General features: G+C 65.5%; 30 protein-coding genes and 1 tRNA gene. 11 read left to right on the top strand and 20 right to left on the bottom strand.

The window, feature by feature from the left end:
• Positions 1-90 precede the first annotated feature (90 nt).
• The 10 genes from purL to purC form a co-directional block, all read right to left on the bottom strand.
• On the bottom strand, positions 91-2,322 hold the full coding sequence (gene purL, locus AC1DWU_RS08645; RefSeq protein WP_477149565.1) for a phosphoribosylformylglycinamidine synthase subunit PurL: 2,232 nt from the start codon (positions 2,320-2,322) through the stop codon (positions 91-93).
• 69 nt (positions 2,323-2,391) lie between these two features.
• Positions 2,392-2,862: a CYTH domain-containing protein gene (locus AC1DWU_RS08640; RefSeq protein WP_477149564.1), complete on the bottom strand. Its 471-nt coding sequence runs from the start codon at positions 2,860-2,862 to the stop codon at positions 2,392-2,394.
• Positions 2,863-3,741, bottom strand: coding sequence for a CHAD domain-containing protein (locus AC1DWU_RS08635; RefSeq protein WP_477149563.1), 879 nt, complete (start codon positions 3,739-3,741; stop codon positions 2,863-2,865).
• Positions 3,742-3,805: 64 nt separating this feature from the next.
• Positions 3,806-4,444, bottom strand: coding sequence for a Pr6Pr family membrane protein (locus tag AC1DWU_RS08630; protein WP_477149562.1), 639 nt, complete (start codon positions 4,442-4,444; stop codon positions 3,806-3,808).
• Entirely contained in the window at positions 4,441-5,100 is a 660-nt protein-coding gene (locus AC1DWU_RS08625) for a Pr6Pr family membrane protein (protein WP_477149561.1), read from the bottom strand. Before AC1DWU_RS08625 ends, AC1DWU_RS08630 begins: the two co-directional genes overlap by 4 nt.
• A gap of 84 nt (positions 5,101-5,184) precedes the next feature.
• Positions 5,185-6,564, bottom strand: coding sequence for an RICIN domain-containing protein (locus tag AC1DWU_RS08620; RefSeq protein ID WP_477149560.1), 1,380 nt, complete (start codon positions 6,562-6,564; stop codon positions 5,185-5,187).
• Positions 6,565-6,661: 97 nt separating this feature from the next.
• Complete coding sequence (gene purQ / locus AC1DWU_RS08615) at positions 6,662-7,327, bottom strand: phosphoribosylformylglycinamidine synthase subunit PurQ (RefSeq protein WP_477149559.1); 666 nt, start codon at positions 7,325-7,327, stop codon at positions 6,662-6,664.
• A gap of 91 nt (positions 7,328-7,418) precedes the next feature.
• Positions 7,419-8,504: an acyltransferase family protein gene (locus AC1DWU_RS08610; RefSeq protein WP_477149558.1), complete on the bottom strand. Its 1,086-nt coding sequence runs from the start codon at positions 8,502-8,504 to the stop codon at positions 7,419-7,421.
• A 740-nt stretch (positions 8,505-9,244) separates the two neighbouring features.
• A complete protein-coding gene (purS, locus tag AC1DWU_RS08605; RefSeq protein ID WP_477149557.1) occupies positions 9,245-9,487 on the bottom strand; it encodes a phosphoribosylformylglycinamidine synthase subunit PurS in 243 nt (80 codons plus the stop codon).
• Positions 9,488-9,589: 102 nt separating this feature from the next.
• Positions 9,590-10,354, bottom strand: a complete 765-nt coding sequence (gene purC, locus AC1DWU_RS08600) for a phosphoribosylaminoimidazolesuccinocarboxamide synthase (protein ID WP_423067628.1) — start codon at positions 10,352-10,354, stop codon at positions 9,590-9,592.
• Positions 10,355-10,648: 294 nt separating this feature from the next.
• Here purC and AC1DWU_RS08595 point away from each other — a divergent pair, with 294 nt between their 5' ends.
• The 3 genes from AC1DWU_RS08595 (at position 10,649) to AC1DWU_RS08585 (ending at position 11,527) form a co-directional block, all read left to right on the top strand.
• Entirely contained in the window at positions 10,649-10,972 is a 324-nt protein-coding gene (locus AC1DWU_RS08595) for a DUF1476 domain-containing protein (RefSeq protein ID WP_477149556.1), read from the top strand.
• Positions 10,973-11,072: 100 nt separating this feature from the next.
• Positions 11,073-11,228 (top strand): hypothetical protein, encoded by a 156-nt coding sequence (locus AC1DWU_RS08590; protein ID WP_477149555.1) that lies wholly within the window; start codon positions 11,073-11,075, stop codon positions 11,226-11,228.
• Positions 11,198-11,527, top strand: a complete 330-nt coding sequence (locus tag AC1DWU_RS08585) for an META domain-containing protein (protein WP_477149554.1) — start codon at positions 11,198-11,200, stop codon at positions 11,525-11,527. The genes AC1DWU_RS08590 and AC1DWU_RS08585 overlap by 31 nt, the downstream gene beginning before the upstream one ends.
• A gap of 3 nt (positions 11,528-11,530) precedes the next feature.
• Here AC1DWU_RS08585 and AC1DWU_RS08580 read toward each other — a convergent pair whose 3' ends face one another.
• From AC1DWU_RS08580 to rpe, 4 genes are read right to left on the bottom strand one after another with little or no spacing between them, the layout of a single operon-like run.
• Entirely contained in the window at positions 11,531-12,079 is a 549-nt protein-coding gene (locus AC1DWU_RS08580) for an RBBP9/YdeN family alpha/beta hydrolase (protein WP_477149553.1), read from the bottom strand.
• Complete coding sequence (locus AC1DWU_RS08575) at positions 12,076-12,498, bottom strand: GNAT family N-acetyltransferase (protein ID WP_477149552.1); 423 nt, start codon at positions 12,496-12,498, stop codon at positions 12,076-12,078. Before AC1DWU_RS08575 ends, AC1DWU_RS08580 begins: the two co-directional genes overlap by 4 nt.
• A complete protein-coding gene (gene purB / locus AC1DWU_RS08570; RefSeq protein ID WP_477149551.1) occupies positions 12,498-13,820 on the bottom strand; it encodes an adenylosuccinate lyase in 1,323 nt (440 codons plus the stop codon). The genes AC1DWU_RS08575 and purB overlap by 1 nt, the downstream gene beginning before the upstream one ends.
• 34 nt (positions 13,821-13,854) lie before the next feature.
• Positions 13,855-14,547, bottom strand: a complete 693-nt coding sequence (rpe, locus tag AC1DWU_RS08565; protein WP_477149550.1) for a ribulose-phosphate 3-epimerase — start codon at positions 14,545-14,547, stop codon at positions 13,855-13,857.
• A gap of 164 nt (positions 14,548-14,711) precedes the next feature.
• Here rpe and AC1DWU_RS08560 point away from each other — a divergent pair, with 164 nt between their 5' ends.
• Together AC1DWU_RS08560 and AC1DWU_RS08555 are read left to right on the top strand one after the other, a co-directional pair.
• Positions 14,712-15,449 carry a cytochrome c biogenesis CcdA family protein gene (locus AC1DWU_RS08560; protein WP_477149549.1) on the top strand — a complete coding sequence of 246 codons (738 nt, stop codon included), beginning with the start codon at positions 14,712-14,714 and terminating at the stop codon, positions 15,447-15,449.
• Positions 15,450-15,566: 117 nt separating this feature from the next.
• The gene (locus AC1DWU_RS08555; protein WP_477149548.1) at positions 15,567-16,778 is read left to right on the top strand and encodes a GNAT family N-acetyltransferase; all 1,212 of its coding nucleotides are present in this window, start codon (positions 15,567-15,569) and stop codon (positions 16,776-16,778) included.
• On the opposite strand, the gene AC1DWU_RS08550 is transcribed toward AC1DWU_RS08555, so the two are convergent.
• Complete coding sequence (locus tag AC1DWU_RS08550) at positions 16,775-17,668, bottom strand: LysR family transcriptional regulator (RefSeq protein ID WP_477149547.1); 894 nt, start codon at positions 17,666-17,668, stop codon at positions 16,775-16,777. The genes AC1DWU_RS08555 and AC1DWU_RS08550 overlap by 4 nt on opposite strands.
• Before the next feature lie 116 nt (positions 17,669-17,784).
• Between AC1DWU_RS08550 and AC1DWU_RS08545 the strand changes: the two genes are divergently transcribed.
• Entirely contained in the window at positions 17,785-19,182 is a 1,398-nt protein-coding gene (locus AC1DWU_RS08545) for an MFS transporter (protein WP_477149546.1), read from the top strand.
• On the opposite strand, the gene radC is transcribed toward AC1DWU_RS08545, so the two are convergent.
• The gene (radC, locus tag AC1DWU_RS08540) at positions 19,133-19,855 is read right to left on the bottom strand and encodes a RadC family protein (RefSeq protein WP_477149545.1); all 723 of its coding nucleotides are present in this window, start codon (positions 19,853-19,855) and stop codon (positions 19,133-19,135) included. The genes AC1DWU_RS08545 and radC overlap by 50 nt on opposite strands.
• Positions 19,856-19,858: 3 nt before the next feature.
• The gene (gene map, locus AC1DWU_RS08535) at positions 19,859-20,689 is read right to left on the bottom strand and encodes a type I methionyl aminopeptidase (RefSeq protein ID WP_477149544.1); all 831 of its coding nucleotides are present in this window, start codon (positions 20,687-20,689) and stop codon (positions 19,859-19,861) included.
• Positions 20,690-20,844: 155 nt separating this feature from the next.
• Here map and AC1DWU_RS08530 point away from each other — a divergent pair, with 155 nt between their 5' ends.
• Positions 20,845-21,618 carry a competence/damage-inducible protein A gene (locus tag AC1DWU_RS08530; RefSeq protein WP_477149543.1) on the top strand — a complete coding sequence of 258 codons (774 nt, stop codon included), beginning with the start codon at positions 20,845-20,847 and terminating at the stop codon, positions 21,616-21,618.
• Positions 21,619-21,677: 59 nt separating this feature from the next.
• Positions 21,678-22,175 (top strand): xanthine phosphoribosyltransferase, encoded by a 498-nt coding sequence (gpt, locus tag AC1DWU_RS08525; protein WP_477149542.1) that lies wholly within the window; start codon positions 21,678-21,680, stop codon positions 22,173-22,175.
• A 2-nt stretch (positions 22,176-22,177) separates the two neighbouring features.
• Here the strand turns inward: gpt and AC1DWU_RS08520 are convergent, their stop codons facing one another.
• Both AC1DWU_RS08520 and AC1DWU_RS08515 read right to left on the bottom strand, forming a co-directional pair.
• Positions 22,178-22,546 (bottom strand): VOC family protein, encoded by a 369-nt coding sequence (locus AC1DWU_RS08520; protein ID WP_477149541.1) that lies wholly within the window; start codon positions 22,544-22,546, stop codon positions 22,178-22,180.
• A gap of 96 nt (positions 22,547-22,642) precedes the next feature.
• On the bottom strand, positions 22,643-23,464 hold the full coding sequence (locus AC1DWU_RS08515; protein WP_477149540.1) for an alpha-1,2-fucosyltransferase: 822 nt from the start codon (positions 23,462-23,464) through the stop codon (positions 22,643-22,645).
• 148 nt (positions 23,465-23,612) lie between these two features.
• Between AC1DWU_RS08515 and AC1DWU_RS08510 the strand changes: the two genes are divergently transcribed.
• The 3 genes from AC1DWU_RS08510 (at position 23,613) to AC1DWU_RS08500 (ending at position 24,472) form a co-directional block, all read left to right on the top strand.
• Positions 23,613-23,698 (top strand) — tRNA-Leu (locus tag AC1DWU_RS08510).
• 19 nt (positions 23,699-23,717) lie between these two features.
• Entirely contained in the window at positions 23,718-24,005 is a 288-nt protein-coding gene (locus AC1DWU_RS08505) for an ASCH domain-containing protein (RefSeq protein WP_477149539.1), read from the top strand.
• Positions 24,002-24,472 carry a hypothetical protein gene (locus AC1DWU_RS08500; protein WP_477149538.1) on the top strand — a complete coding sequence of 157 codons (471 nt, stop codon included), beginning with the start codon at positions 24,002-24,004 and terminating at the stop codon, positions 24,470-24,472. Before AC1DWU_RS08505 ends, AC1DWU_RS08500 begins: the two co-directional genes overlap by 4 nt.
• Here the strand turns inward: AC1DWU_RS08500 and AC1DWU_RS08495 are convergent.
• Positions 24,469-24,831: a hypothetical protein gene (locus AC1DWU_RS08495; protein ID WP_477149537.1), complete on the bottom strand. Its 363-nt coding sequence runs from the start codon at positions 24,829-24,831 to the stop codon at positions 24,469-24,471. The two genes, AC1DWU_RS08500 and AC1DWU_RS08495, sit on opposite strands and share 4 nt — an antisense overlap.
• Positions 24,832-25,012 lie beyond the last annotated feature (181 nt).

The following is a 25,012-nucleotide window of genomic DNA, read 5'->3' as shown; positions in this document are numbered from 1 at the left end:
CATATATACGTATTCGCGGGCTGGATTGTTACACCGGCTCACGGAAATGGCATCGCGTCTATCCCGGTGGGTGTGGGACTTCCGAGCGCGTCAGACCTCGGCGATCTCGCCCGCCATGAACTCCGGGAACCAACCCTCGTGCGCCGCCCGCATCTCGGCGATGGCAACCGGGCGGGCTTCGCCCAGCGTCAGCGACGTGCCGCCGGTGTTGCCGATCCAGGGGGCGAAGACGCCGGCGTAGGGGTAGACCTCAGCGTAGAACTTATCGAGGTTGGCGCGGCTCATGGTGACCAGGTAGCGGCCCTGGTCTTCGCCGAAGAACAGCGGCAGCGGGTCGCCGCCATCCAGCTGGTTGACCGTCGCGCCGATGCCCGAGGCCAGCGCCATTTCGGCGAGGCCGATGGCGAGGCCACCATCCGAGAGGTCGTGCACCGCGGTGGCGATGCCGTCGCGGATCAGGATGCGGACAAGGTCGCCGACCTTCTTTTCGTGGTCGAGATCGACCGGCGGCGGGGTGCCGTCCTTGCGGTTGAACAGCTCGCGCAGGTAGATCGACTGGCCGAGATGGGTGCCCCACCAGTCGGGGGCGCCGAACAGAAGGATCGCTTCGCCCTCGGCGGCGAAGGCGGCGCGGGCCATTTTCGACCAATCGGGGATCAGGCCGACGCCGCCGATGGTCGGGGTCGGCAGGATGCCGCGGCCGTTGGTCTCGTTGTAGAGCGACACGTTCCCCGAAACGATCGGGAAGCCCAGCGCGCGGCAGGCATCGCCGATGCCCTTCACCGCATGGACCAGTTGGCCCATGATTTCCGGGCGCTCGGGATTGCCGAAATTGAGGTTGTCGGTGGCGGCCAGCGGATCGGCACCGGTAGCCGTGAGGTTACGCCAGCACTCGGCGACGGCTTGCTTCCCGCCTTCATAGGCGTCGGCCTCGCAATAGCGCGGAGTGACGTCGGAGGTAAAGGCGAGCGCCTTGGTGGGGTGGCCATCGACGCGGATGACGCCGGCATCGCCGCCCGGGCGCTGCAACGAGTTGCCCTGGATCAGCGTGTCGTACTGCTCGTAGACCCAACGGCGTGAGGAGAGCGCGGGCGAACCCAGCAGCTTCAGCAGCGCATCGGCGATATCCATCTGCGGGATGTCGTCGGCCGCGAGCGCCTTGGGCACCACCGGGGCGGTCCATGGGCGATCGTATTCCGGAGCTTCGTCGCCGAGCTGCTTGATCGGCAGGTTGGCGACTTCCTCGCCCTTCCACATGACGCGGAAGCGCAGGTCGTCGGTGGTGTGGCCGACGGTGGCGAAATCCAGTTCCCACTTCTCGAAGACGGCGCGGGCCTCGGCTTCCTTCTCGGGATGCAGCACCATGAGCATGCGCTCCTGGCTTTCACTCAGCATCATCTCGTAGGGGGTCATCGCGTCTTCGCGGACCGGCACCATGTCGAGGTTGAGCTCGACGCCGAGGTCGCCTTTGGCGCCCATCTCGACGGCCGAGCAGGTGAGGCCGGCGGCACCCATGTCCTGGATGGCGATCACCGCGCCGGTGGCCATCAGCTCGAGGCAGGCCTCGAGCAGGCGCTTCTCGGTGAAGGGGTCGCCGACCTGCACGGTCGGGCGCTTCTCCTCGATGTCGTCGCCGAACTCGGCCGAGGCCATCGTGGCGCCGCCGACGCCGTCGCGGCCGGTCTTGGCTCCGAGATAGACCACGGGCAGACCGACGCCTTCGGCTTTCGAGTAGAAGATCTTGTCGGTGTCGGCGAGGCCGGCCGCGAAGGCGTTGACCAGGATGTTGCCGTTGTAGCGCTCGTCGAACTCGACTTCGCCGCCCACGGTGGGGACGCCGAAGGAGTTGCCGTAGCCGCCGACGCCGGCGACGACGCCGGAGACGAGGTGCTTGGTCTTTTCGTGCTTGGGGTCACCGAAGCGCAGCGCGTTCATCGCTGCCACCGGGCGGGCGCCCATGGTGAAAACGTCGCGGAGGATGCCACCCACGCCGGTCGCCGCGCCCTGGTAGGGCTCGATGTAGCTGGGGTGGTTGTGCGATTCCATCTTGAAGACGATGGCCTGGCCATCACCGATATCGACGACGCCGGCATTCTCGCCAGGGCCCTGGATCACCAGCTGGCCTGATGTCGGCAGGGTGCGCAGCCACTTCTTGGAGCTCTTGTACGAGCAGTGCTCGTTCCACATCGCCGAGAAGATGCCGAGCTCGGTGTAGGTCGGCGCGCGGCCGATCAGTTGCAGGATCTTCTGGTACTCGTCCAGCTTAAGCCCATGATCGGCAACAAGCTCTGGCGTAATGGCGATGTGGTTGTTGAAGGTCATCCGATTCCGGCCCTGATCCGCTAGCGCTCGCTATAGCGGATACGACTCGCGGGGGACACAGGAAATGGGTCAGATTTCCCCGCCCACCAGCATGGCGAGGCTGGAATTGTAGTATTGCGGGTCGCCGGTGACCTCGTCGCCGAGCCAGTCGGGCAGTTGGAGGGTGGCGGTGGGACTGTCGAGCTCGACTTCTGCCATCACCAGGCCCTCGTGGCGGCCGTGGAACTCGTCGACGACCCAGTCGCCGTCGGGGAGGTCGAGGTTGTGGCGGGTCTTTTCGATCTGCGCGCCGCGGCTGAGCGCCAGCAGCTGCCGCGCATCGGCGATCGGGATTTCGTACTCGAACTCGGCACGGGCTAGCGCCGAGCCGCCGCTCTTGATCGTGATGTAGCCGACCCGATCGTCGATCGAGCGCACCCGCACGGTGACGCCACCGCCACCTGTGGTCAGGTAGCCCTGCCGCAGTTCCTGCGTCACCTTGACGAGGTCCTTCCAGCCGTCGGCTGCGACGAGGAACTTGCGCTCGATCTCGATGCCCATCTACTCGGCCGCCTCGCGGGTCATCCAGCCGTAGAGATAGGCGGAAAAGCGGGCCTTCAGCGCCCTGGGCTTTTCGGCAAAGACCTGCATCCCGAGCTTTCGGATGTTCTCTTCGATTTCGGCCTGACGGCGATCGACGGCTGCTAGCGCGAATGCGGCATCGATGTCGGGCCCGAGGTCATCGGGCGTCGTCTTCAACAATTGGCTCAGCACGGCGAGGTCGTGGTGGGTGCCCAACTGCTCTGCCAGCTCGCCGGCGCATTTGTGGGCGGAGGGCAGGATGTCCTCGGCACAGCTCTCGAGCAGGCCCAGCTGGTTCCAGTGACATTTGGCGAACTTGCGCCACTCGTGGAAGGCCTCGTCGGTGCGCTGCCGCTCGGCGGTGCGACCGGTCTGCCGCCCGCTGCGGTAGGTGTGCTTGAGGCCGGTGGCCAGGGTATCGAGGTCGATCCGGTCGAGCCGCCAGGCGGCGCTGCGTTGCTCGAGTTCGCGCATCTGGCCGGCGAAGCTCTGCAACGCGCCGGTTTCGCCCTCGGTCGCTGCGTTCTGGCCGTCATCAGCCGCGTCGATCGGCCTGCCGGCCCAGGCCATCAACTCAGCGAAGGTGGCCCGCGTTACGCGCAGGTCGCGCGATGCGGCGAGGCCGCGCGATGCATCGCGGACGAAGGCGTTCTCGGTGTCGTAGGCGCTGAAATCGGGGCGCACCAGCCGGAACAGGGCGCGCAGTTTCTTGCAGCGCCGCCGCGCCTCGTGCACTCGGCGTTCCGGCGACTCGGACGAATTCTCCGCGCCGGCAATGGCTTTGCCGATCTGCTCGCGCGCTATCCGCAGGAAGCCGTCACCCATCGAGCGGTCGCCCCGGGACCACTGAAAACTCATCTGCGCTCCCGCTACACCCGTCGCCGCAAGGCAAGCCTACGTTCGCAAGAGTGTCACAAACAAGTCAAACCGGCCGGACAGAGCGCCGGCCGAGCAATTTGTCGATGCCGACCGCGACGGCGAACAGCGCGAGGAAGGCCACGAGCATGACGATGACGTTGATCGCCACCTGGCCATAACCAAGCGTGTTGGCCTCGAGGATGGGGTAGGGGTACTCGCCGACAACGGCGCCGCGGACCATTGCCCAGGCCAGATAGAGCAGCGGGAACACCGTCATCGCCGGGATATCGCGCCAGTCGAGGTCGCCATGTGGCTGGAACAGCAGCCACCAGGCGATGAAGAACAGCGGCGCAACATAGTGCAGGACGATATCGGCGAAGAGCTGCAAACCGGTTGGCTGCCAGAGGCCGGCCAGCATCACGTGGTAGAACACCGTCACCATCGCCATGATGCCGGCCATCATGGCTCGCGTCACCGGCGAGCGCCACCAGCCGAGCCAGCGGGCCGCGCTCACTTCAGAGAGATAGATCAGCACCAGCATGCCGTTGGTGAGGATGGTGAAGAAGGTGAAGAAGAACCACAGCGCGCCGAGGATGCTGTCGCCCTTGCCGAGGCGCAGCCCCATCGACAGGTAGAATTGCAGCAGCAGCGCCGCCGCCCCGACAACAAGGCCAAGCAGGGTGGCCATGCGCTTCTGGTTCAAGCCGTTCTCCCCACGGCGCTGCGGTGCGCCAGCCATCTATCTGCAGACACCAGTATCACGGAGAAGATCGTGACGGCGATCAGCAGGACGCCGACGCCGATGGCGACCGTCGGGTAGCCGAACTTGCCGGCATCGAGGATGTCGTAGGGATACTCGGCGACCACCGCCCCGCGCAGCAGCACCCAGGCTACGTAGCCGATGCCGGGCAGCAGCATCAGCCCGACATGCTTGAAGCGCAGCACTCCATGCGGCGCGAACAGCGCCCACCAGATGAGATAGAGGATAGGCGCAACGTAGTGCAGCAGCCAGGTCGCCACCGCCAGCGCGCCCTGCATGTTCAGCGTCGGCGCCAGCATGAAGTGATAGTAGAGCATCACCAGGATGATGAAGGCCGCGGCGGAGGCCATGATGATCGGCCGGCGGAACCACCCCAGCCAAGTCCAGCCGGTGAGCACCGAGACATAGGTCAGCACCAGCCACAGGTTGGTCAGGTGCGTGAAGTAGGTCCAGAAGTAGATGAAGGCGTCGGGCAGGCTGCGGGCGACCGGATTGGTCGCCGACTCCACCATCACCGACGGGAAGATCTCCCAGCCATCGATGCCGAGACCGAGGACGCCGACTGAAAGGCCGGCCAGGGCGAGCAAAGTTCGCAACATTATGACTCGGGGCAGTATTTCAAAACAGCTGAGACCATAGAGCGCGCCCGGTGCTGCCGCCAAGCGCGCTCGCTGTTTTTTGCGCTACTGCAGCAGCCACCAGTCGGCGCTCAGCCAATCCTGTCCGATCGGCGTGTTGGCCAGTTCGCCGGTTTCCACGTTCAGGTAGGTGTCGGCCTGCCACACGTTGCGGAAGCGCACGTAGTAGCCGCCGCCGCTCGGTTCCATCTGCCACATGGCCGACTGCCATTCAGGCTGGATCGGCCCGACTTCGAGGTAGCCATTCTCGACGTGCAGGTATTGGTCGGGCCTGTACACGCTGTGGATGCGGACATAGCCGCCCTCGACCGGATCGAGCGTCCAGCGGGCGCTCAGCCAATCGAGAAGGATAGTGGTGCTGGCCGGCTGGCCGGTTTCGTTGTTGAGGAACGTGCTGGCGATCCAGCGGCTGCCGATCAGGACTTGCTGCCCCAGGCCACCAAGCTGGCCACCCTTGCCGACGACGTTGAAGTTGAGCAGCAGGTTGACCGGTCGCAACCCCTTCTGCTGCACGGTGACGCGGATGGTGGCGGGGCCGGGCGTGGCCATGTTGTCGTAGCAGTTGGCGCCGATGTTCGGCCCGGTGCAGGCGAAGACGAAGAAGCCCCAGCTGTGGGTGGCTTCCCAGTTGAACACGTCCTCGGCGCCATCGAGATCGACCACCTGGATGCCGTTGGCGTGGTTGCCGAACTGGTCGAGCATGTCGGGCACCAGCACCTCAACCGGATCGGCGGTGTTGCGCCGATAGCCGCTGATCAGCAGGTGGCAGTTGAGGCTGGGCAACTGCCCGATGACGATCTCGGTCGGGCAATCGACTGTCACCATCAGCGGCCCTTCCTGCGGCTGCTGGTCGTCGATCACCGGCGTTGCCGAGACGCGGTATCGATAGGTGACGCCGTAGGCATAGAACGCGCCGACTCTAAGCTCGATGATCGAGCCGTCGCCGTACGAAGGGGACGGCGCGACGTGTACGGAGATGGAGTTCGAGCGGCTCTCGGAGCCGCCCGGCGCGGCATCGGGTACCGAGATGTCGGCGCTCGCCGGATCCTTGTCGAAGGTGAAGCCGCCGCTGGGGCTGCTGATGCCGATACCCGCGTAGATGCGCGACGGGTTGGCCTTGCCCTCGATGTTCATGTTCACGTCGAAACCGGCGCTGTCGCTGGTGCGTGGTGGCGGCGACCAGCTGTAGTCGGCGCTGTAGTTGCCGCTGGCCGACTTGAGCGTGATGTGTCCATCGGCAACGGTCCAGGTCGGGTCGTTGTTGGGGTCCGGAACGATCTCGACGAGCTCGTAATAGGGACCCTGGGCCCAAGCCGGCGTGACGGCGACAAGGAAAAGGGCGGCCAGGCCGCCCATCACGAGATTCATCGCTAGAAGAAAAGTCGCTGCCGTATCCCGCTGCGCTGTGTGTGCGTACGAAGCCATCGCCCCCTCCCGGGCTAGTGCTACGCCGCAATTCCTAGGATGGTCGCACCGCAGAGACCTGCAATCAAGGCAGGACAGGTGACCTGAGCGCTAGTGCTTATGCCGCCTCGAGCAGCGCGGAGAACAGGTTTCGCCCGTCGGTGCCGCCATGGGCGCTCTCGATCAGGTTCTCAGGATGCGGCATCAGGCCGAGCACGTTCTTGTTGGCGTTGAACACGCCGGCGATGTTGTTGATCGAGCCATTCGGGTTGGTGCCCTCGGCGTAGCGGAAAGCGACCTGGCCGTTGCCCTCGACTGCAGCAATCGTCTCGGCATCGGCGAAATAGTTGCCGTCATGGTGGGCGACCGGGCAGCGGATGACCTGGCCCTGAGTGTAGCCGCGGGTGAACGCCGTCGAGGCGTTCTCGACCGACAGCTTGACCTCGCGGCAGACGAACTTCAGCGAGGCGTTGCGCATCAGCACGCCTGGAACAAGGCCAGCTTCACTCAGGATCTGGAAGCCGTTGCAGACACCCATCACCTTGACGCCCTGTGACGCCCGCTCGCGGATGGTGTCCATGGCCGGGGAGCGCGCGGCGATTGCCCCGACGCGCAGGTAATCGCCGTAGGAGAAGCCGCCGGGGATGACGATCAGGTCCACCTTGGGGATCTCGGCATCCTTGTGCCAGACCACGGCCGGTGCCTCGCCGCCGATCTTGGTGAGGGCAGCGATCATGTCGCGGTCACGGTTGAGACCGGGAAACACGACGACAGCGGCTTTCATCGGCAGCTCCTGATGCGGGATGCCGATCCTTTGATGAGTCTTGGTGGCAAAAGCAAGGGCGGAACCGCGGTACAGCCCCAACGCTTGTGGCTTACTCGGCCGGCTGTATGGAAGCCGGCTTCGCATAGCTGCGGCTGCCGGGCGTGCCTGGGATATGTGCCCAGGCCGGACGCTCGAACAGGAACTTGCCCCAGCCGGTCTTCGCGATGATCCAGTAGAGCACCAGCGGCGAGAGCAGCGCGATGGTCATGACGATGACGCTGACGGTGCTGACATCGGTGATTAGGCCGGTCTTCAGCAGCAGGGTGCGGCTCGCGGCCATGGGGATCGAGAAGCTCAGATAGACGACGATCGAGTGCTCGCCGAGCCAGCGCAGCCAGCCCATCCGCGGCAGCTTGATCAGCAGCGCCGCGGTGAGGCAGATGGCGAGCGAGCCGATAAAGCCCAGCGCGAGATGGACGAGGGGCAGGGCGGCGTAGCCCATGGTGATGCCGCGCGGGTGGAGCTCGGAGCCACCGGCGAATACCAGGTAGCCCTCGATGAGGACATAGGCGACGAGCGTCAGCGCGGCCCAGAGCACGTTGGCCTGCGCCGAGGCGACGATGCTGAACATCAGCGGCGCGAAGGCATAGCCAGCGTAGAAATAGACGTAGTAGGCGGCGAAGTGGTCGACGAGGCCGATGCCGGTGCTGACCGGGAAGATCTGCAGCGCCGCGGCGGCGACAAGCGCCACCCAGTGCGGGACCTTGAAGGTGAAGAGCAGCTTGGTGACCAGCGAGTACACCGCCAGCATGTAGATGAACCACAGCACGCCGTAGGGCTCGACAATGGCCCAGAGAATCTGGCTGCCGACGCTGGCGAAATCACCGGTGCCGAGTCCAACCTTGAAGACGATCTGCAGCACGGCCCAGAGCGCGTAGAAGTAGAGATAGTGGACGATGCGGCGGTCGGCATAGGCGGCCCACGGCCGCGCGATCACGGCGCCGAGGAACAGGCCGGAGATCAGGAAAAACTCGGGCATGCGGAAGGGCGTCGCCCAGCCGATGATGTAGTGGAGGATGCCGGTGCCGTTGAGGTCCTCGCCGACGCCGTAGGCCGAATGCATCATCACCACGAGGATGATGGAGAGGCCCTTGGCAGCATCGACCCAATCGAGGCGGTTGGCGGCGGTAGACATCGTGAGGCTCCTAGGCACGTCAGCGCGTTCTAGCGCCTCGGATCGCATCTAGGGCGAAAAGGCTGCACTTAGGCTTAAGCCACGTGCTTAATGGATAAGGATTTATCGAATTGGAGTGGCCGAAGCCGAGGCGCGGCGGGTCGCCGCGCCAACTGCGCGTCTTAGAACGGCAGCGCGGTGTGGGTGGCGAGCAGGACGCCGACGGTCATGAAAAACAGGGCGGAAATGGAAAAGGTCTTGATCATCTTCAATATCGGTCGGCAGCGCGTCGCGCGCTCGGGTTGCAGCGGGTCTTAGGTCGGTTCGCGGGGCCGGAATAGTCTCGGTCCGTGCATGGCTCCAATGCGCCTCAACGGCTGAATGGAGTCTGAACCGGCACGGTTAATTCGGCTGTGTGATGCAGCCGTGCGACTATTCGGTGAGTGAGCGGCGGCGGAATAGTGGCGACGACCGCGCTGTGGCGTTCGCATCACACGACGAAAGTCGAGGTTCGGTCACCGTTGCCGGATGCTGCGACAATGCACGCCCGAACGGCGCGATGGCCGGTGGCTAAGCCCGCGAACGATGGCAGCGAGGTGCGGAGGCTAGCGCCTCAGACGGGGACCGACGCGTATGCTGCGAACAGCAGCCCGAGCGCGAGGAAGAAGGCGATCGACAGGGAAAATGTCTTGAGCATCGGGATGGTCTTTACTGGTACTGGCTCAGGGTTACGCGAGCGGCAGAACCATACGCGGTGAATCTTAAGGCGTGATTTCTATCGTGTAGTTTTCGATGACGGTGTTCGCCAAGAGCTTGTCGCACATCGCCCGGACATTAGCCTCGGCCTGTGACAAATCGGATTCACCCAGCTCGAGGTCGAACACTTTTCCCTGCCGAACGGCACCAACCCCGGCGAAGCCGAGGCTTTTCAGCGAACCCTGGATGGCCTGACCCTGGGGGTCGAGGACGCCGGATTTGAGCGTGACGGTGACGCGGGCTTTCATCGAAAATTCCCGAAAGAGGCGAGGCTCATGGCCTCGCCGTTTTAGTGGTCGCGCGCTCTAGCCGGAAAGCGTCACCGCTTCTTCTGAGCACGCTGTGCGGCGCTATTGCACGAGTCGCGGGCCGGTGGTCAACGCGTTGTCGGTTTCCACAAGAATACCGAGGCGCTGGGCCACTTCACGGTAGGCATCGACGAGCCCGCCGAGGTTCTCGCGGAAGCGGTCCTTGTCGAGCTTGTTGCGGGTCTTGATGTCCCACAGACGGCAATTGTCGGGGCTGATCTCGTCGGCGAGGACAATGCGCATCAGGTCGCCGTCATAGAGGCGGCCGCACTCGATCTTGAAGTCGACGAGCTGGATGCCGACGCCCATGAACAGGCCCGTGAGGAAGTCGTTGACGCGGATGGCGAGCGCCATGATGTCGTCGAGTTCCTGCGGCGTCGCCCAGCCGAACGCGGTGATGTGCTCTTCGCTGACCATCGGGTCGTTGAGCGCGTCGTCCTTGTAGTAGAACTCGATGATCGAGCGGGGGAGCTGCGTGCCGGGCTCGAGGCCGAGGCGCTTGGTCAGAGAGCCGGCGGCGACGTTCCGCACCACCACTTCGAGCGGGATGATCTCGACTTCCTTGATCAGCTGCTCGCGCATGTTGAGCCGGCGGATGAAGTGGGTCGGAATGCCGAGGCCGTTCAGCTTCGAAAAGATGTATTCGGAGATGCGGTTGTTGAGGACGCCCTTGCCGTCGATGATCTCGTGCTTGGCGCCGTTGCCGGCGGTGGCGTCGTCCTTGAAGTACTGGATCAGCGTCCCGGGCTCCGGGCCCTCGTAGAGCGTCTTGGCCTTGCCGTCATAAATTTTGCGGCGACGGTTCATATGAGCCCTGCCTCTCGGACAATGTGGGGAATTGCGGCGTTCATGCGCCGAAATGCCAGCCTAATGCAAGCTCTTTCACCGGCTGCGGGGGTGCCCGGCGCTGCCGATACGATGGCCCGCCGGAGCCACTATCGGCCGGGAGCCATGGCTCCGCGAGCATCTAAATGGCCGCACGATCGTTGATGAGATTGACCAAATGCCGCGACCGGCACCCGTTGATTTGGGCAGCCGTCCAGCTTATGTCCAAGCCAATCGAGGGCGCCCGACTGCCGGGCAGAAATGCGGAGAGCGTAGATGTCGGGATTCAGCGATCGCGAAAAGGGCCAGGAAGCGAAATTCGCGCACGACTCGGAGCTGCGCTTCAAGGCTGAGGCGCGCCGCAACAGGCTGCTCGGGCTGTGGGCCGCCGAGCACATGGGCCTCAGCGAAGAGCACGCCAAGCAGTACGCTGCCGAGGTGGTTGCCTCCGACTTCGAGGAAGCCGGCGACGAGGACGTGTTCCGCAAGATTTCGGGCGACCTGAAGGCCAAGGGCGCCTCGGTGTCGGACGACATGATTCGCCAGAAGATGGCCGAGCTGGTCACCGTGGCGCGCGAGCAGGTTCTCAACGAGGGCTGATGCCCTCGCGGTAAGCCAACCGAAACCATCATCCGGATTTGCCTTTGCGCCTGATGGGCGCGAGGCGTCACCGTCTGCGCCTCTCAGTGGACGGAGATCGATGATGGCACGCAAACTGCTCATCGGACGGCGCAGCGCCCTGGCGCTGATTGCCGGCGTAATGCTCGTTTCCGGGGCGGGCACGGCGCTCGCGGACGGCACCACCGCAACGGGCAACGCCCTCCATTGGCCGGGGCGTGGCTTGCCGAAAGCATAGACGGCGCCGGCGTTATCGACGACCTGCAGACGACGCTCGAGATTGCCGAGGACGGAGCCGTTTCCGGATCCGGCGGCTGCAACCGGTTCACCGGCAGTGCGGCGATCGAGGGCGACACCATCAAATTCGGCGACCTGGGTTCGACCATGATGGCCTGCGAAGAGGCGGCAATGGACCAGGAGATGAAGTTCCACGCCGCGCTGGGCGCCACGCGCACGTTCAGGATCGACGCCGAGCAGAAGAAGCTCTTCCTCAGCGACGAGACCGGCAAGGTCGTGGTGCAGTTCTCGGCGATGTAGCCGTCAGATCCGCTGCATCAGCCGGGTGAACATCAAGAGGCCCTCGGGCCACGGCCCGTGGCCGGAGGCGAGGTTGATGTGGCCGGCTTCGCCGGCAAAATGCAGTTCCGAACCCCAGGCGGTGGCCATGTCGGCGGCGCGATTGGGCGTCACGTAGGTGTCGTTGGTCGAGACGACCAGCAGCGACGGGAAGGGCAACGGGTCGGTCGGGACGTTGTCGAAGCTGCGGCCCTCGCGCGGGAACGCCGGGCCTTCGTGATCCGGCGGCGAGACGAGGAACGCGCCCTTCACCTTGCCGGCCGGAAAGCGCGGGGCGGCGTGCACCAGGGCCGAGACCGCGAGGGAATGGGCGATTAGGACGACCGGACGTTCTGCCGCCTCGACGGCCTCGACGATGGCCGCGGTCCAGTCGCGGATATCGGGGTCGTCCCATTCGTCCTGTTCGACGATCTGCCCGGTCGAGAAGCGCTCGGCCCAGCGGCGCTGCCAATGGCCGGCGCCGGAATTGCCGAGGCCGGGCAGGATCAGGATGTCTGCGTCTGCGATTCTCATGCGCCACGCGTCCGGTTCATGAAATAGGCGTAGCTGTAGCGGTGGAGGTCCACCGCCGGGCCGTTCTTGTCGTAAAAGCCGGTTGCATCCGGCACCGACAGCAAGGCCATGCCCACGCCGTCGCCGAGGATCTGCTTGCAGGCCCGGAGCAGGCCCTGGCCGATGCCGCGGCCCTGGCAATCCTTGTGCACCGCCAGGTCGCCACAATAGGCGACCCAGGCGAAATCGGTCAGGCAGCGCGCGATGCCGACGCAGCGGCCGTCGAGCCGGGCGCTGACCACCAAGTCGGCCCCGGCGATCATCGCGGCGATCCGCTCGCGATCCTTGATGGGCCGGCTGGGTCCGAGCGCGCTGTTGCCGACGACATCGATATAGTCGTCGATCGGCAGGGCGGCTTCGCGTGCGTAGACGACGGCCATCACACCTCCGGCCCGAAGACGCGCTCGAACAGCGCGTCGACATGCTTCAGATGGTAGAAATCGTCGAACATGGCGTCGATGTCCGAGGCGCTCAGTTTCGTGGAGACCTCCGGGTCGGCCTTCAGCAACTGGGCGAACAGCCCGGCACGATCGCCACGGGCTTGCCAGACCTGCATGGCGTTGCGCTGCACGGCGGCATAGGAGTCCTCGCGGCTCATGCCGGCCTGGGTCAGCGCCAGCAGCACGCGCTGCGAGTTGTGCAGCCCGCCCAGCAGGTCGAGGTTGCGCTTCATGTTGTCGGGGTAGACGAGGAGGTTCTCGATCAGCCCGGTCAGGCGGTTGAGGGCAAAATCCAGCGTCACCGTGGCGTCGGGGCCGATCATCCGCTCGACCGAGGAGTGCGAGATGTCGCGCTCGTGCCAGAGCGCCACGTTCTCGAGGGCAGGGGTGACCATGCCCCGCACCAGCCGGGCGAGGCCGGTGAGGTTTTCGCTCAGCACCGGGTTGCGCTTGTGCGGCATGGCCGACGAGCCCTTCTGGCCGGGAGAGAAGAACTCCTCGGCTTCCAGCACTTCGGTGCGCTGCAGGTGACGGATCTCGGTGGCGAGCCGCTCGATCGACGAGGCGATGACGCCCAGCGTCGCGAAGAACATCGCGTGGCGGTCGCGCGGGATCACCTGCGTGGAGATCGGCTCGACGGTGAGGCCCATCTGCTCGGCCACATAGGCTTCGACGTGCGGGTCGATATTGGCGAAGGTGCCGATGGCGCCGGAGATGGCGGCAGTGGCGATCTCCGCCTTGGCGTTCAGCAGTCGGGCACGGTTGCGGTCGAACTCGGCATAGGCCTGCGCCAGCTTGATGCCGAAGGTGGTCGGCTCGGCGTGGATGCCGTGGCTGCGGCCGATGGTGATCGAGTACTTGTGCTCCTTGGCGCGACGCTTGATGGCCGCCAGCAGCCGCTCGATGTCGTGCAGCAGGATGTCGGAAGCCCGTGACAACTGTATGGCAAGGCAAGTGTCGAGCACGTCGGACGAGGTCATGCCCTGGTGCAGGAAGCGCGCCTCGGGGCCAACGATCTCCGAGACGTGGGTAAGGAACGCGATGACGTCGTGCTTGGTGGTCCGCTCGATCTCGTCGATGCGGTCGACATCGAAGGTCGCCTCGCCGCCCTTGGCCCAGATCGTCTCGGCCGCTTCCTTGGGGACGACGCCGAGTTCGGCCAGTTTGGTGGTCGCGTGCGCTTCGATCTCGAACCAGATCTTGAAGCGGGTCTCGGGTGACCAGATGGCGACCATTTCGGGGCGGGAATAGCGCGGAATCATGGGCTTATGGCTCTTTGTTCGCGTAACGGATCGATTACGCGTTGATCTTGGTGGCGGCGTTGCGGATGGCCGCGATGCGGGAGGCGTAGGTGGCGGGATCGTTGCCGGAAAACACTGAGGTGCCAGCGACATAGAGGTCGGCGCCGGCGTCGGCGAGGGCCTTGGCGTTGTCCGCGGACACGCCGCCATCGACCTGCAGATCGATGGGCCGATTGCCGATCAAAGTCCGGGCCTGGCGCAGCTTGGTATAGCTTTCGGCTATGAACTTCTGCCCGCCGAAGCCTGGATTGACGCTCATTATCAGCACCAGATCGACATCGCCGATGACGTGCTCGATGGCCGAAACTGGGGTCGCCGGGTTGATGGCGACGCCGGCACGCTTGCCCTCGGCACGGATCGCCTGCAGCGAGCGGTGAAGGTGCGGGCCGGCTTCGACGTGGACGGTGATCGAGTCGGCGCCGGCCTTGGCGAAGGCGCTCAGATACGGATCGGCCGGGGCGATCATCAGGTGGACGTCGATGATCTTTTTGGTGAGCGGGCGGATGGCCGAGACGATCATCGGGCCGATGGTGATGTTGGGGACGAAGTGGCCATCCATCACGTCGACATGGATGTAGTCGGCGCCGCCCGCGTCGATGGCGCGAATCTCGTCGCCGAGCCGGGTGAAGTCGGCCGAGAGGATGGAAGGCGCGATGCGGATCGGGCGGGTCATGAACAGCCTGGCCATTAAATGGTTCAGTGGCTGCTTACCCCGCCCCAACCTCGATGTCATCCCTGCGAAAGCAGGGACCCAACCTGCGGCCCATGCTTCACAACGGAGCGAGCGGCGGCCCGCCGCATTGCCTTCGGCCCCGAACCGGCTATGACTTCGCGCGATTTGTCGGAGGCATGATGGACGGGTTTTCGTTCTGGCTGGTGTTCGGGGCAGGGGTGCTGAGTTTCCTCAGCCCGTGCGTGCTGCCGCTGGTGCCGCCCTACCTCACCTATATGAGCGGCGCGAGCTTCGACCAGTTGCGCGACGATGGCGCCACCGCAGGGGTGATCTGGCAGAAGAGCGTGTTCACCTCGCTGTTCTTCATCGCGGGCTTCTCGATCGTCTTCACCCTCTTCGGCGCCACGGCCACCGCATTCGGGCAGGCGTTCCGACAGGCGCTGCCGATCATCACGCCGATTGCCGGGCTGTTCATCATCGCGATGGGCCTGCATTTCCTCGGCGTGTTCCGCATCGGTTTCCTCGACCGGCAGCTGCGGCACAATGGGCCGGGCGTCGCCAGCGGACCTGTGGGTGGGTTCCTGCTCGGGCTGGCCTTTGCGGTCGGCTGGACGCCATGTATCGGGCCAGTGCTGGCGGCGATCCTCGCGGTGGCCTCGACCAAGGAGACGGCGCTCGATGGGGCCGCGCTGCTCGGGCTCTATTCGCTCGGGCTCGGCGTGCCGTTCCTGCTCGCCGGCATCGCCATCGGGCCGTTCCTGACGTTCTTCTCGGGCTTCAAGAAGCACCTGGGCACCGTCGAGAAGGTGATGGGCGGGTTCCTGGTGATCACGGGGCTGCTGTTCCTCACCGGCCAGTTCACCCGCATCTCCTACTGGTTCCTCGAAACCTTCCCGGTTCTGCAGCAGTTCGGGTAAGCGGGGCTTAACCGTCGCGGTCGAAATCCGACCGTCGCTTCATCGTTCACGCGCTCGTCAACAGCCGATTCACCGCCGGCCGCGATAGTCGCCGCAACCTTGGACGAGGATGCGTTGATGGCTCTCGAAGCCTTTGCCGAAGACACACCGCCGACACCGCCACGCAGCCGACTGACCGTCGTACCGGTCGTGACGGTGCGGCTTGCGCACCAAATCGACGATGTGAGCGCGGTTTGGGCTGTGCTCGAAGCGGGCACGATCGAGTCACCGGGACAGAGTTCAGCTTTCATCCGCAACTGGGTCACGGCGCGCGGTATTGCCGAGGCCGATCAGTTCTATCTGACCGCCGAGCTCGACGGCGAGGCCGTGGCGCTGTTGCCACTGTGGCGGCGGCGGGTGAAGGGCGTGCGCTTGCTGTCGTGGTTTCCCGGTGCGCATGTCGGTTGCAATGCGCCGCTGGCCGATGCGGCGCGGCTCGCGACGCTCGGCTCGGTGGAGCGGGCGGCGCTGTGGTCGTCGATGCTGGGGACGCTGGAGGGGGCTGACTTGGTCTATCTCAAGTCGGTGCCGCAGCTGTTTGTCGACGGCGTCGACATCTTCGCCGAACTCGGCGAGTCGATCGAGGCAGAGACGCTCTATCGCAGTCAGTTCGCCAGTTGGGACGAGGCTAACACCACCCAGCGCTCGAAGTCGCGGCGCAAGCACGATCGCCAACAGGGCGAGCGGCTCGAGGCGCTGGGGCAGGTGGGGTTCGAGGAAGTGCGTAACGGGGCGGATGCCCTGACGGTGCTCGAGGTGATGTTCCGCCAGCGTGCGGCGCGCTTCGTCACCATGGGCGTCGCCGATCCCTTCGTCGAGCCGGGGGTGCGCGCGTTCTACGATGCGACGGTTGCGGCCGACTCGGGCGTCGACGTGCGCCTGCACGTGCTGCGGCTCAACGGCGAGATCGTCGCGGTGCGCTACAACATCGCGCAGGGCGACAGGCTGTTCTGCCTGATCAGCTCGATGAGCGACGACGCGACGGTCCAGACCGGCTCGCCGGGCAAGCAATGCCTGCTGCGGGTGATGCAGACGGTGTTCGACGCCGGCTACCGCATCTTCGACATGGGTGCCGGCTTCACCGACGAGAAGCGCCACTGGTGCAACATCAAGCAGCCACTGCGCCAGCACTACGTGCCGCTGACGACGCTCGGCACGGCCGCCGCCAAGGGCCACGTCGGCTGGCAGCTGCTGCGGCAGAAGCTCAAGGCGAATAAGGCCGTGATGGGTGTGGTGAAGGCGGTTCGCGGGCGGATGATGCAGGCAAAGGCGGTCGCTTCGGACGACTAGGCGCTGCCGCATACCTCGCGCAGGCAAGCCCGCAGCCAGCGGTGCGCAGGGTCGGCGTCGAGCCGCGGGTGCCAGATCAGCGACACGGTGATCTCCGGCACCGGGACCGGCAGTGCGAAGCTGTGCAGGCCGTCGCGCAGATTGCCCGTGTGCCGCTCGGGCACGCTGGCGATCAGGTCGGTGGCCCGTGCGAGGGCGAGCGCCGCGGCAAAACCGCCAACGATGGTGACGATCTGGCGCTCCAGCCCTCTCGCCGCCAGCGCATCGTCGATCAGTCCACGCTCCAGGCCGCGCCGCGAGACGTGGACATGCCGGCCGGCTGCGTAGAGCTCCGGCGTTAACGCGTGCCCGGCCAGCGGGTGGCCGGGACGGACGGCCCCGATGAAGCGATCGCGGAACAGCGCTTGAGTGCGTAGTTCGGGACCAAGTGTTGCGCTCACCACTCCAGTTTCAAGATCGATTGAACCATCGCGCAGCGCGGTGTCCTCACGGTCCGGCTTCTGTGCGAAGTGCAAACGCACATCGGGCGCATCGGCAGAGATGCGGGCAATGAGCGCGGCGCCGAAGTTCTCGACGAAGCCGTCGCTGGATCGGAGCGTGAAGGTGCGCACCAGGTGCTGCAAATCCAGCGCCTCTGCCGGTCGCAGCACCGCCTCGGCTGCTTCGACCAGCCCGCCGACATGTTCACGCAATTCGAGAGCTCTCGGCGTCGGTACCAGCCCGCGGCCGGCGCGCACCAGCAGCGGATCGCCCGTTGCCGCGCGCAGCCGCGCCAGGGTGCGGCTCATGGCAGAGGGGCTGAGCCGCAGCCGACGGGCGGCGCGGGCGACGCTGCCTTCGGCGAGCAGGACGTCGAGTGTGACAAGCAGGTTCAGATCGGGCGTCGACATCCGACGATCTTAGCCTGATGTGGCGTCCTATGCACTGATTACGTGCAAGCGTTGCGTATTCCGCCATGTCACGGCCGGAGCTAGCCTGTGGGCGGTCCAAAAATGGAGGTGTCCACATGGCGACCCGGCTCGCGCTTTTCGGTCTTTCGCTGTCGATGCTGCTGGCGTCGCTCGGCACTAGCATCGGCAACGTCGCGCTGCCGACGCTGGCCGAGGCGTTCGGCGCCTCGTTCCAGGATGCGCAGTGGGTGGTCATCGCCTATCTGCTGGCCGTCACCACGCTGATCGTCAGCGTCGGCCGGCTCGGCGACCTGTTCGGCCGCCGACGGCTGCTGGTTGTCGGTATCGGGTCGTTCATGCTGGCGTCGGTGTCGTGCGCTGCAGCGCCTGGCCTGCCGGTGTTGATCGCGGCGCGGGCAGTGCAGGGCGCCGGTGCGGCAATCATGATGTCGCTCACGATGGCGCTGGTCGGCGACATGCTGCCCAAGCAGCGGATCGGCGGCGCCATGGGGCTCCTCGGGACGATGTCGGCGATTGGCACGGCGCTCGGCCCGTCGCTGGGCGGGCTGCTGATCGCGGTGGCCGGTTGGCCGGCAATCTTCCTCGTCAACCTGCCGCTGGGCGGGCTGGCCCTGCTGCTGTTGCGGCATCTGCCGTCCGACCCGCAAAAACGGCGGGAGCGCGTGCGCATCGATATGGCCGGGACATTGCTGCTGGCCGCAACACTCGCCGCCTATGCGATGGCCATGACCAGCGGTCGCGGGAGCTTCGGGCTGCTCAATCTCGGACTGCTTTTGATAGCGATGGCAGGCTTGGGCCTCTTCACCTTCGTCGAAGGGCGTGTGGCGGCCCCCTTGCTGCGGCCGGCTTTGCTGCGCGAGCGCCGGTTGGGCGGCAGCCTCGCGAGCAACCTGCTGGTGTCGACGGTGATGATGGCGACGCTGGTGGTGGGGCCGTTCTACCTGTCGCTTGGGCTCGGGCTGGATGCGGCATCGGTTGGCCTCGTCATGTCGGGCGGGCCGGCAGTCTCGGCGCTCAGCGGCGTTCCGGCCGGCCGTCTCGTCGATCGCTTCGGTGCCGCCTCTGCAGTCGTTGCTGGTCTCGGGGCCATGCTGGCCGGTGCCGCCGCGCTCGCAGTGTTGCCGGGATTGTTCGGCGTTGCGGGCTATGTCGCGGCCATGTTGCTGCTTACGCCCGGCTACCAGCTGTTCCAGGCGGCCAACAACACCGCGGTCATGGCGGATGTCGATCCGCAGCAGCGCGGCGTCATTTCCGGCGTGCTCAACCTGTCGCGCAACCTGGGGCTGATCACTGGCGCATCGCTGATGGGGGCGATCTTCGCACTCGGCTCGGGAACCACCGACATCGCGGACGCGGGAGGCGAGGCGGTAGCGGCCGGCATGCGCAGCACCTTCGGCGTGGCGGCGCTGTTGATCGTGGCCGCGCTTGTCGTCACGACGCTGGCTAGATCAGCTTCAGCCCCTTCATCGACGAGTGCCCCGATTTCCCGATGATGATGTGGTCGTGCACCGTGATCCCCAGCGGGCGCGCCACGTCGTTGATCTGCCGCGTCATCTGCACGTCGGCCGAGGAGGGGGCCGGGTCGCCCGAAGGGTGGTTGTGGACGAGGATCAGGGCGGTGGCACTCAGCTCCAGCGTCCGCTTGATCACTTCGCGCGGATAAACCGGGGTGTGGTCTACCGTTCCCGTCTGCTGCACCTCGTCGGCGATCAGGCGGTTCTTCTTGTCGAGGAAGAGGATGCGGAACTGCTCGACGTTGTTGAACGCCATCTGGGCGTGGCAGTAGTCGATCAGCGCCGTCCATGAGCCCAGTATCGGCATGTCCGGTGTCATCCGGTCCTTGGCGAAGCGCTGGGCGGCGGCCTGGATGATCTTGAGGCTGGTGCCCGAGATTTCGCCCAGCCCCTTCACCTCGGCGAGCCGGGCAGGGGCCGCGCCGAAGACGCCGGAGAACGAGCCGAACTTCTGGATCAGTTCCTTCGCCAGCGCCTTGGTGTCGCGCCGCGGCAGCACGATCTGCAGCACCAGCTCGAGCAGTTCGTAGTCGGCGAGCGCGTCGGCGCCGACGGCGAGGAACTTCTGCCGGGCGCGTTCGCGATGGCCGAGATAGTGCGGAGGGGCCGCCTCGCCGAGTCCGTCCGGCGATGGCTTGTCCCCCTCGCTCATGGTCTAGCGGCGGGCATCGAGCGGGTTGAACAGGCCGCGTGGCGACAGCGTGAAGATCTCCGCGCCGGTCTCGGTGATGCCGATCGAGTGCTCGGCCTGAGCCGAGAGGGTCCGGTCGCGGGTAACGGCGGTCCAGCCGTCGGCAAGGATCTTCACGTGCGGGCGGCCGAGATTGATCATCGGCTCGATAGTGAAGATCATCCCCGGCTTCAGCGGCACGCCGGTGCCCGGCACGCCGAAATGCATGATGTTGGGCTCGTCGTGGAACAGCTGGCCGACGCCATGGCCGACGAAGTCGCGCACCACGCTGGTACGCTCTGCCTCGGCAAGGGTCTGGATGGCGGCGCCGATATCACCGGTGGTGTTGCCGGGCTTGGCGGCAGCGATGCCGGCAGCGAGGCTCTGGTAGGTGACGTCGATCAGCCGCTCCGCCTTCCGCGTGATTTCGCCCACCGGGTACATGCGCGAGCTGTCGCCGTACCAACCGTCGACGATCAGCGTCAGGTCGATATTGACGATGTCGCCATCGCGCAGCGGGCGCTCCTCGGGGATGCCGTGGCAGACGACGTGGTTGATCGAGGTGCAGATGGAGTGGCGGTAGCCCTTGTAGAACAGGGTCGCCGGGATGGCGTCGTGGTCGCGGGCGAACTCGTAGGCCAGCCGGTCGAGCGCCGCGGTCGTGACGCCGGGCTTCACTGCATCGACCAGGAGGTCGAGCGCTTCCGCCGTCAGCCGGCCGGCCTTGCGCATGCCGTTGAACCCGGCTTCGCCGTGGATCGGGATCACGCCCGAGGTGCGGCGGCTCTTGGTTTCGGCTTCGACGTAGGTGATCATCGGCTACTCCGTTCAGCTGACGAAAATAGGCGTTCATCGGCATTTAGGAAAGGGCACTGCGAAGGTCAGCAATGCTGTGGCATGTGCACTGGATTGCTTGACCATTCGGGCCCTCGTGAGGCAATGCATTGTGCCTCTGAAATTCCGGGGCATCCATGCCGTCGCCTGAAGCCGTTACCGCCGCACTCGTCGTCATCGGCGACGAAATCCTGTCCGGCCGGACCAAGGATGTGAATATCGGCGCGACCGCCGATTTCTGCACGGAACTCGGCATCGAGCTCACCGAGGTGCGCGTCGTCTCTGACGTCGAGGACGACATCGTCGCTGCGGTGAACGCCGTAAGATCCCGTTACACCTACGTTTTCACCACCGGCGGCATCGGCCCGACGCATGACGACATCACCGCGGACGCCATCGCCAAGGCGTTCGGCGTAGCGCTGCCGGTCAATGCCGAGGCGCGGGCGATGCTGGAATCGCGCTGGAAGCAGACCGGTACCGAGGTGAACGAGGCGCGGCTGCGCATGGCGCGGATCCCCGAAGGCGCGTCTCTGATCGTCAACTCGGTCAGCGCCGCGCCGGGCTTCCGCATCGGCAACGTCCACGTGATGGCAGGCGTCCCCAAGATCATGCTGGCGATGCTCGAATCCATCGCCCCGACGCTGAAGGGCGGTAAGAAGATCAAGTCGATCACCATCCGCTGCGGCGTCGGCGAGGGGACGATCGGTGGGCCGCTCGGCCGGATCCAGGAAGAGTTCCCGGATGTGAAGATGGGCAGCTACCCGCAGATGGGGCAGACGTTCGTCATGACCGAACTGGTGCTGCGCTCGTCCGACGAGGCGCGGCTCGCCGAGGCGGCGGGCCGGGTGCGCGAGATGGTCGCCGAGGCACATCGTGCGGCCGGGCTGTCGGCGGAAGTCGAAGCCTACTGAGTTTCCGGGCCGATGGCCCCCGTGAAGATCGAGGCGGCCGGGCCGCCCAGGAGAACGAATTGAACCAGACCCAGCAGAAATCCTTCCCCGTCACCTGGGACCAGTTCCACCGCGACAGCCGGGCGTTGGCCTGGCGGCTGCAGGCGCTGGGTCCGTTCGATGCCTTGGTGGCGATCACCCGCGGCGGGCTGGTGCCGGCGGCGATCGTGGCGCGCGAGCTGAACATCCGCGTGGTCGAGAGCGTCGCGGTGAAGAGCTACGACCATCAGAGCCAGGCCGGCATCAAGGTGCTGAAGCCGATCGCGCCGGAGCTGCTGGACAAGGCCCGCAACGGCGGCAAGATCCTGATCGTCGACGACCTGGTGGACACCGGGGCCACGGCGCGCGTGGTGCGCGACATGCTCCCCGGCGCGCATTTTGCCACTGTCTATGCCAAGCCCAAGGGTCGCGAGATGGTCGACACCTTCATTACTGAAGTCAGCCAGGACACCTGGATCTTTTTCCCGTGGGACCTCGACGTCGCGTATGTGCCGCCGATCTCGGGCGCGACGGACTGAGGTCAGCCGAGCTGCTGCAGCACGTTGATCCACAGCCCCGATGGGTCCTTCAGGCTGAAGCGGCGCTGGCCGAAGGGTTCGTCGGTCAGCGGGTAGTCCGGCTCGATCCCAGTGGCGACCACTTCGGCGTGCGCCGCCGCCGCGTCCTTCACCTCGAGCTCCATGCTGATGCCGGCGGCGTAAGCCTCTGGGCCGGGCGGGTAAGACGGGTGGCTCGGCGACATGAACGCCATGCTGGCGCCGTCGGCCTGCAGGTAGACGAACCACTCGTTCTCAAACACGACCGCAAAGCCAAGATGCCGGGTCCAGAAATCGCGACAGGCGGCGAAGGCGTCGGTGACGACGATGGGGTAGCGGTCGATGTACTGCATGGCTGGCCTCGCTGGTCCGGTTGAGGCGGCAGCAATAGCGTACGTGCCTGACGGGCGATGTCAGGGTTTCAGGGACATCGTTCGCCGACGCGGCATTCAGACCCTGATCCAGCCGGGTGGGAGGCGGTCGTCGAGGTCAATGGTGTGGGGATAGGACGGCCCGAACCAGGCGTGAGGTCCGACCACCTGTTTGTCAGGTGCGCCACCCAGCCAGGCGGCCCACCAGCTGAACGTCGAGTTGGCGATGATGAAGTGTTTGCATCGCGACATCAGGTACATGTCTTCGGGACCGGAGAAGCCGATGACGGGTCGCAGCCCCGGCCAGTCGGCGAGCAATTCCTGAGCCGGCGCCAGATCGTCGGTGAACAGGAAGTACGTCGGGTCCTCGACCCGCTCTTCCAATGCGGACTTGGAGGCGAAGTAGTACTCGGCCGGCAGCAATCCGTAAAAGGCGATGGCCTCCGGCGTCGTCGTGTAATCGCCGCGACGGACATGGACCGCCACTGGGTTCTTGGCGGCGGCAATCTCAGCCGCGAGACTGGCGGTTCGGGCGGTCGCTAGCCTGCTGGTGTCGAATGCACGCCGCACCGATGCCTCGTGCCCCTCGAAATAGTGCCAGGACTGAAAATGCCCCGATAGCGCGACCGGGCCAGCGACCTCGCGCGATCGCGGATCGAATCCCTCGATACTCTTGAGGCGCGTCCCACCGCGAAAAGGGTCGGGCATCAAGCCCAAGGCGGTCCCGACTCGCCGGCCTAGCTTGAACGGGGGCACGCGCGCGGAGTGCAATTCGATACCAAAATCCCGAAGACCGAGGCGCCGGTCGCCGCGGTCCTTGCGCTCATAGTGGCGGATATCGCACAGCAACTCAGCACCGAGCCGTTCGGCAATGGTGAGGCCGGCAGCGTACTGAAACATCTGGTTTCCCAGCCCACCGAAAACGAAAACTCCCACCACATTGGGTCGCGGCCTCGGCAATTTGCTTTCTCCTGTAGTTGGCGACCGACTTATGTCGGTTAATTGTCTGGTTGTCAGCGTCGGAGCCGATGTGGCAGTGCTCAGCGGCGCGGGCGTGATGGAATGGTAGACATACGGGACTTAAAATCCCGAGGGTGTACACCCGTGTGGGTTCGAGTCCCACCGCCCGCACCATGAGCTGGAGGAGTGCCGGATGCTGTTGAAGCTGGACGTGCTGGAGGCGATCAAGCGCGGCGAGATTTCGCTGCAGTTCCGGCGCTGGACCCGACCGACGGTGAAGCCGGGCGGCACGTTGAAAACCAAGGTGGGGCTGCTGCAGATCGGGCGCATCGTCGACATGTCGCCCGATGCGGTGACCGAGGCGGACGCGAAGCGGGCAGGGTTCAGGGATGTGGCGGAGTTCCGCAAGTGGCTCGGCACGATGAAGGAAGGTCCGCTGTTCCAGCGCATCGAGGTGAGCTACCTCGGGGACGCACCATGATCCGGGTGGCGGCGTTGATGCTGATGTTGTCGGTGGCGCCGGCGATGGCGCAGGAGACCTGCACGAACTGGACGGCGGGAATGCAGGAGGACGAGGGCGGCCCGGTGTACACCGCGTCGGCCTGTGCCACCGATCGGCCGGACGCCTACCTGTCGCTCACCTGTTCGAGTGGGCAGGTGTACCTGCGCTACGACCTGGCGGCGGGTGCCGAGCGGTTGCCGGATCTCGGGGAACAGACCGATGTCGATTTCACCTTTGGCGTTTCCACGCAGCGCCTCGCCATGAGTTACGAGGAAATGGATGGCCGGCATGCCGGGGACGTGCCCGCGAATGGACCGCTGATGGCGCTGATGAAGTCGGGCGAGGGGCTGAGCATCGTCGATGCCGACGGGCGTTATCCCGTGCACACCTTCAGTCTGGTTGGATCGTCGGCGGCACTGGGGAAACTGGTTGCACAGTGCCGCTAGGCGCGCAGGCGTTCGCGAAGCCAGGGCTGATCGTCGAGATGCGGCCCGGTGACGGAATAGCGGCCGAGCGAGCCCTCGAGCGTGCGCTGCAGGACGACGAGAGCCCGGACCCATTCGGTGTAGAGGCGGCGCGAGCGGCGCACGCCATCGAGCGAAACGCAGCGGGTATGGGCCGCATGCCAATCGGGACGGCGGGCTTCGCGGGCGAAGCGGCGGATCACCGTGGCGTGCGGGACAGGCAGGGCGAGGACGGCCCAATAGACCGTCAGCGCATCCGGATCGGCCGCCTTGGCGCTCTCCACCGCCTGGACGCGAAAGGCCCAGATAAGCAGGTCCTGAATTTCGATACGTTGCGGCATTTCACCTCGCAGGCACTCTCTTAGTGCGTGAGGAACGGCCGACGAAATACCGAGTTTCCACATTTCGCCGCGATAGCCTGAGGGCTGGTTGACGCGGTGTGAAGCCAGCCGTCACAGCTTCTGCGCAAATCGATATTGACCCTCACGTAGCGTCAGGGACTATCCACCGTCCCGCGGAGAA

The sequence above is a fragment of the Devosia sp. P2_G7 genome (assembly GCF_056403495.1).
The sequence above is the reverse complement of the archived record's forward strand: the minus strand, read 5'-3'. Positions and strand labels throughout refer to the sequence as shown.

Excerpts from the sequence above, each read along its gene's own strand:
- AC1DWU_RS08495 (WP_477149537.1), bottom strand. The coding sequence starts at position 24,831 with ATGCCGCAACGTATCGAAATTCAGGACCTGCTTATCTGGGCCTTTCGC.
- AC1DWU_RS08560 (WP_477149549.1), top strand. The coding sequence starts at position 14,712 with ATGGACGGGTTTTCGTTCTGGCTGGTGTTCGGGGCAGGGGTGCTGAGT.
- AC1DWU_RS08610 (WP_477149558.1), bottom strand. The coding sequence starts at position 8,504 with ATGTCTACCGCCGCCAACCGCCTCGATTGGGTCGATGCTGCCAAGGGC.
- purQ (WP_477149559.1), bottom strand. The coding sequence starts at position 7,327 with ATGAAAGCCGCTGTCGTCGTGTTTCCCGGTCTCAACCGTGACCGCGAC.
- AC1DWU_RS08520 (WP_477149541.1), bottom strand. The coding sequence starts at position 22,546 with ATGCAGTACATCGACCGCTACCCCATCGTCGTCACCGACGCCTTCGCC.
- AC1DWU_RS08530 (WP_477149543.1), top strand. The coding sequence starts at position 20,845 with ATGCCGTCGCCTGAAGCCGTTACCGCCGCACTCGTCGTCATCGGCGAC.
- purS (WP_477149557.1), bottom strand. The coding sequence starts at position 9,487 with ATGAAAGCCCGCGTCACCGTCACGCTCAAATCCGGCGTCCTCGACCCC.
- AC1DWU_RS08500 (WP_477149538.1), top strand. The coding sequence starts at position 24,002 with ATGATCCGGGTGGCGGCGTTGATGCTGATGTTGTCGGTGGCGCCGGCG.
- radC (WP_477149545.1), bottom strand. The coding sequence starts at position 19,855 with ATGAGCGAGGGGGACAAGCCATCGCCGGACGGACTCGGCGAGGCGGCC.
- purB (WP_477149551.1), bottom strand. The coding sequence starts at position 13,820 with ATGATTCCGCGCTATTCCCGCCCCGAAATGGTCGCCATCTGGTCACCC.
- AC1DWU_RS08625 (WP_477149561.1), bottom strand. The coding sequence starts at position 5,100 with ATGTTGCGAACTTTGCTCGCCCTGGCCGGCCTTTCAGTCGGCGTCCTC.
- AC1DWU_RS08640 (WP_477149564.1), bottom strand. The coding sequence starts at position 2,862 with ATGGGCATCGAGATCGAGCGCAAGTTCCTCGTCGCAGCCGACGGCTGG.
- AC1DWU_RS08550 (WP_477149547.1), bottom strand. The coding sequence starts at position 17,668 with ATGTCGACGCCCGATCTGAACCTGCTTGTCACACTCGACGTCCTGCTC.
- AC1DWU_RS08575 (WP_477149552.1), bottom strand. The coding sequence starts at position 12,498 with ATGGCCGTCGTCTACGCACGCGAAGCCGCCCTGCCGATCGACGACTAT.
- AC1DWU_RS08595 (WP_477149556.1), top strand. The coding sequence starts at position 10,649 with ATGTCGGGATTCAGCGATCGCGAAAAGGGCCAGGAAGCGAAATTCGCG.
- AC1DWU_RS08545 (WP_477149546.1), top strand. The coding sequence starts at position 17,785 with ATGGCGACCCGGCTCGCGCTTTTCGGTCTTTCGCTGTCGATGCTGCTG.
- AC1DWU_RS08590 (WP_477149555.1), top strand. The coding sequence starts at position 11,073 with ATGATGGCACGCAAACTGCTCATCGGACGGCGCAGCGCCCTGGCGCTG.
- AC1DWU_RS08620 (WP_477149560.1), bottom strand. The coding sequence starts at position 6,564 with ATGGCTTCGTACGCACACACAGCGCAGCGGGATACGGCAGCGACTTTT.
- AC1DWU_RS08555 (WP_477149548.1), top strand. The coding sequence starts at position 15,567 with ATGGCTCTCGAAGCCTTTGCCGAAGACACACCGCCGACACCGCCACGC.
- AC1DWU_RS08635 (WP_477149563.1), bottom strand. The coding sequence starts at position 3,741 with ATGAGTTTTCAGTGGTCCCGGGGCGACCGCTCGATGGGTGACGGCTTC.
- AC1DWU_RS08505 (WP_477149539.1), top strand. The coding sequence starts at position 23,718 with ATGCTGTTGAAGCTGGACGTGCTGGAGGCGATCAAGCGCGGCGAGATT.
- rpe (WP_477149550.1), bottom strand. The coding sequence starts at position 14,547 with ATGGCCAGGCTGTTCATGACCCGCCCGATCCGCATCGCGCCTTCCATC.
- AC1DWU_RS08580 (WP_477149553.1), bottom strand. The coding sequence starts at position 12,079 with ATGAGAATCGCAGACGCAGACATCCTGATCCTGCCCGGCCTCGGCAAT.
- purC (WP_423067628.1), bottom strand. The coding sequence starts at position 10,354 with ATGAACCGTCGCCGCAAAATTTATGACGGCAAGGCCAAGACGCTCTAC.
- purL (WP_477149565.1), bottom strand. The coding sequence starts at position 2,322 with ATGACCTTCAACAACCACATCGCCATTACGCCAGAGCTTGTTGCCGAT.
- AC1DWU_RS08515 (WP_477149540.1), bottom strand. The coding sequence starts at position 23,464 with ATGTTTCAGTACGCTGCCGGCCTCACCATTGCCGAACGGCTCGGTGCT.
- map (WP_477149544.1), bottom strand. The coding sequence starts at position 20,689 with ATGATCACCTACGTCGAAGCCGAAACCAAGAGCCGCCGCACCTCGGGC.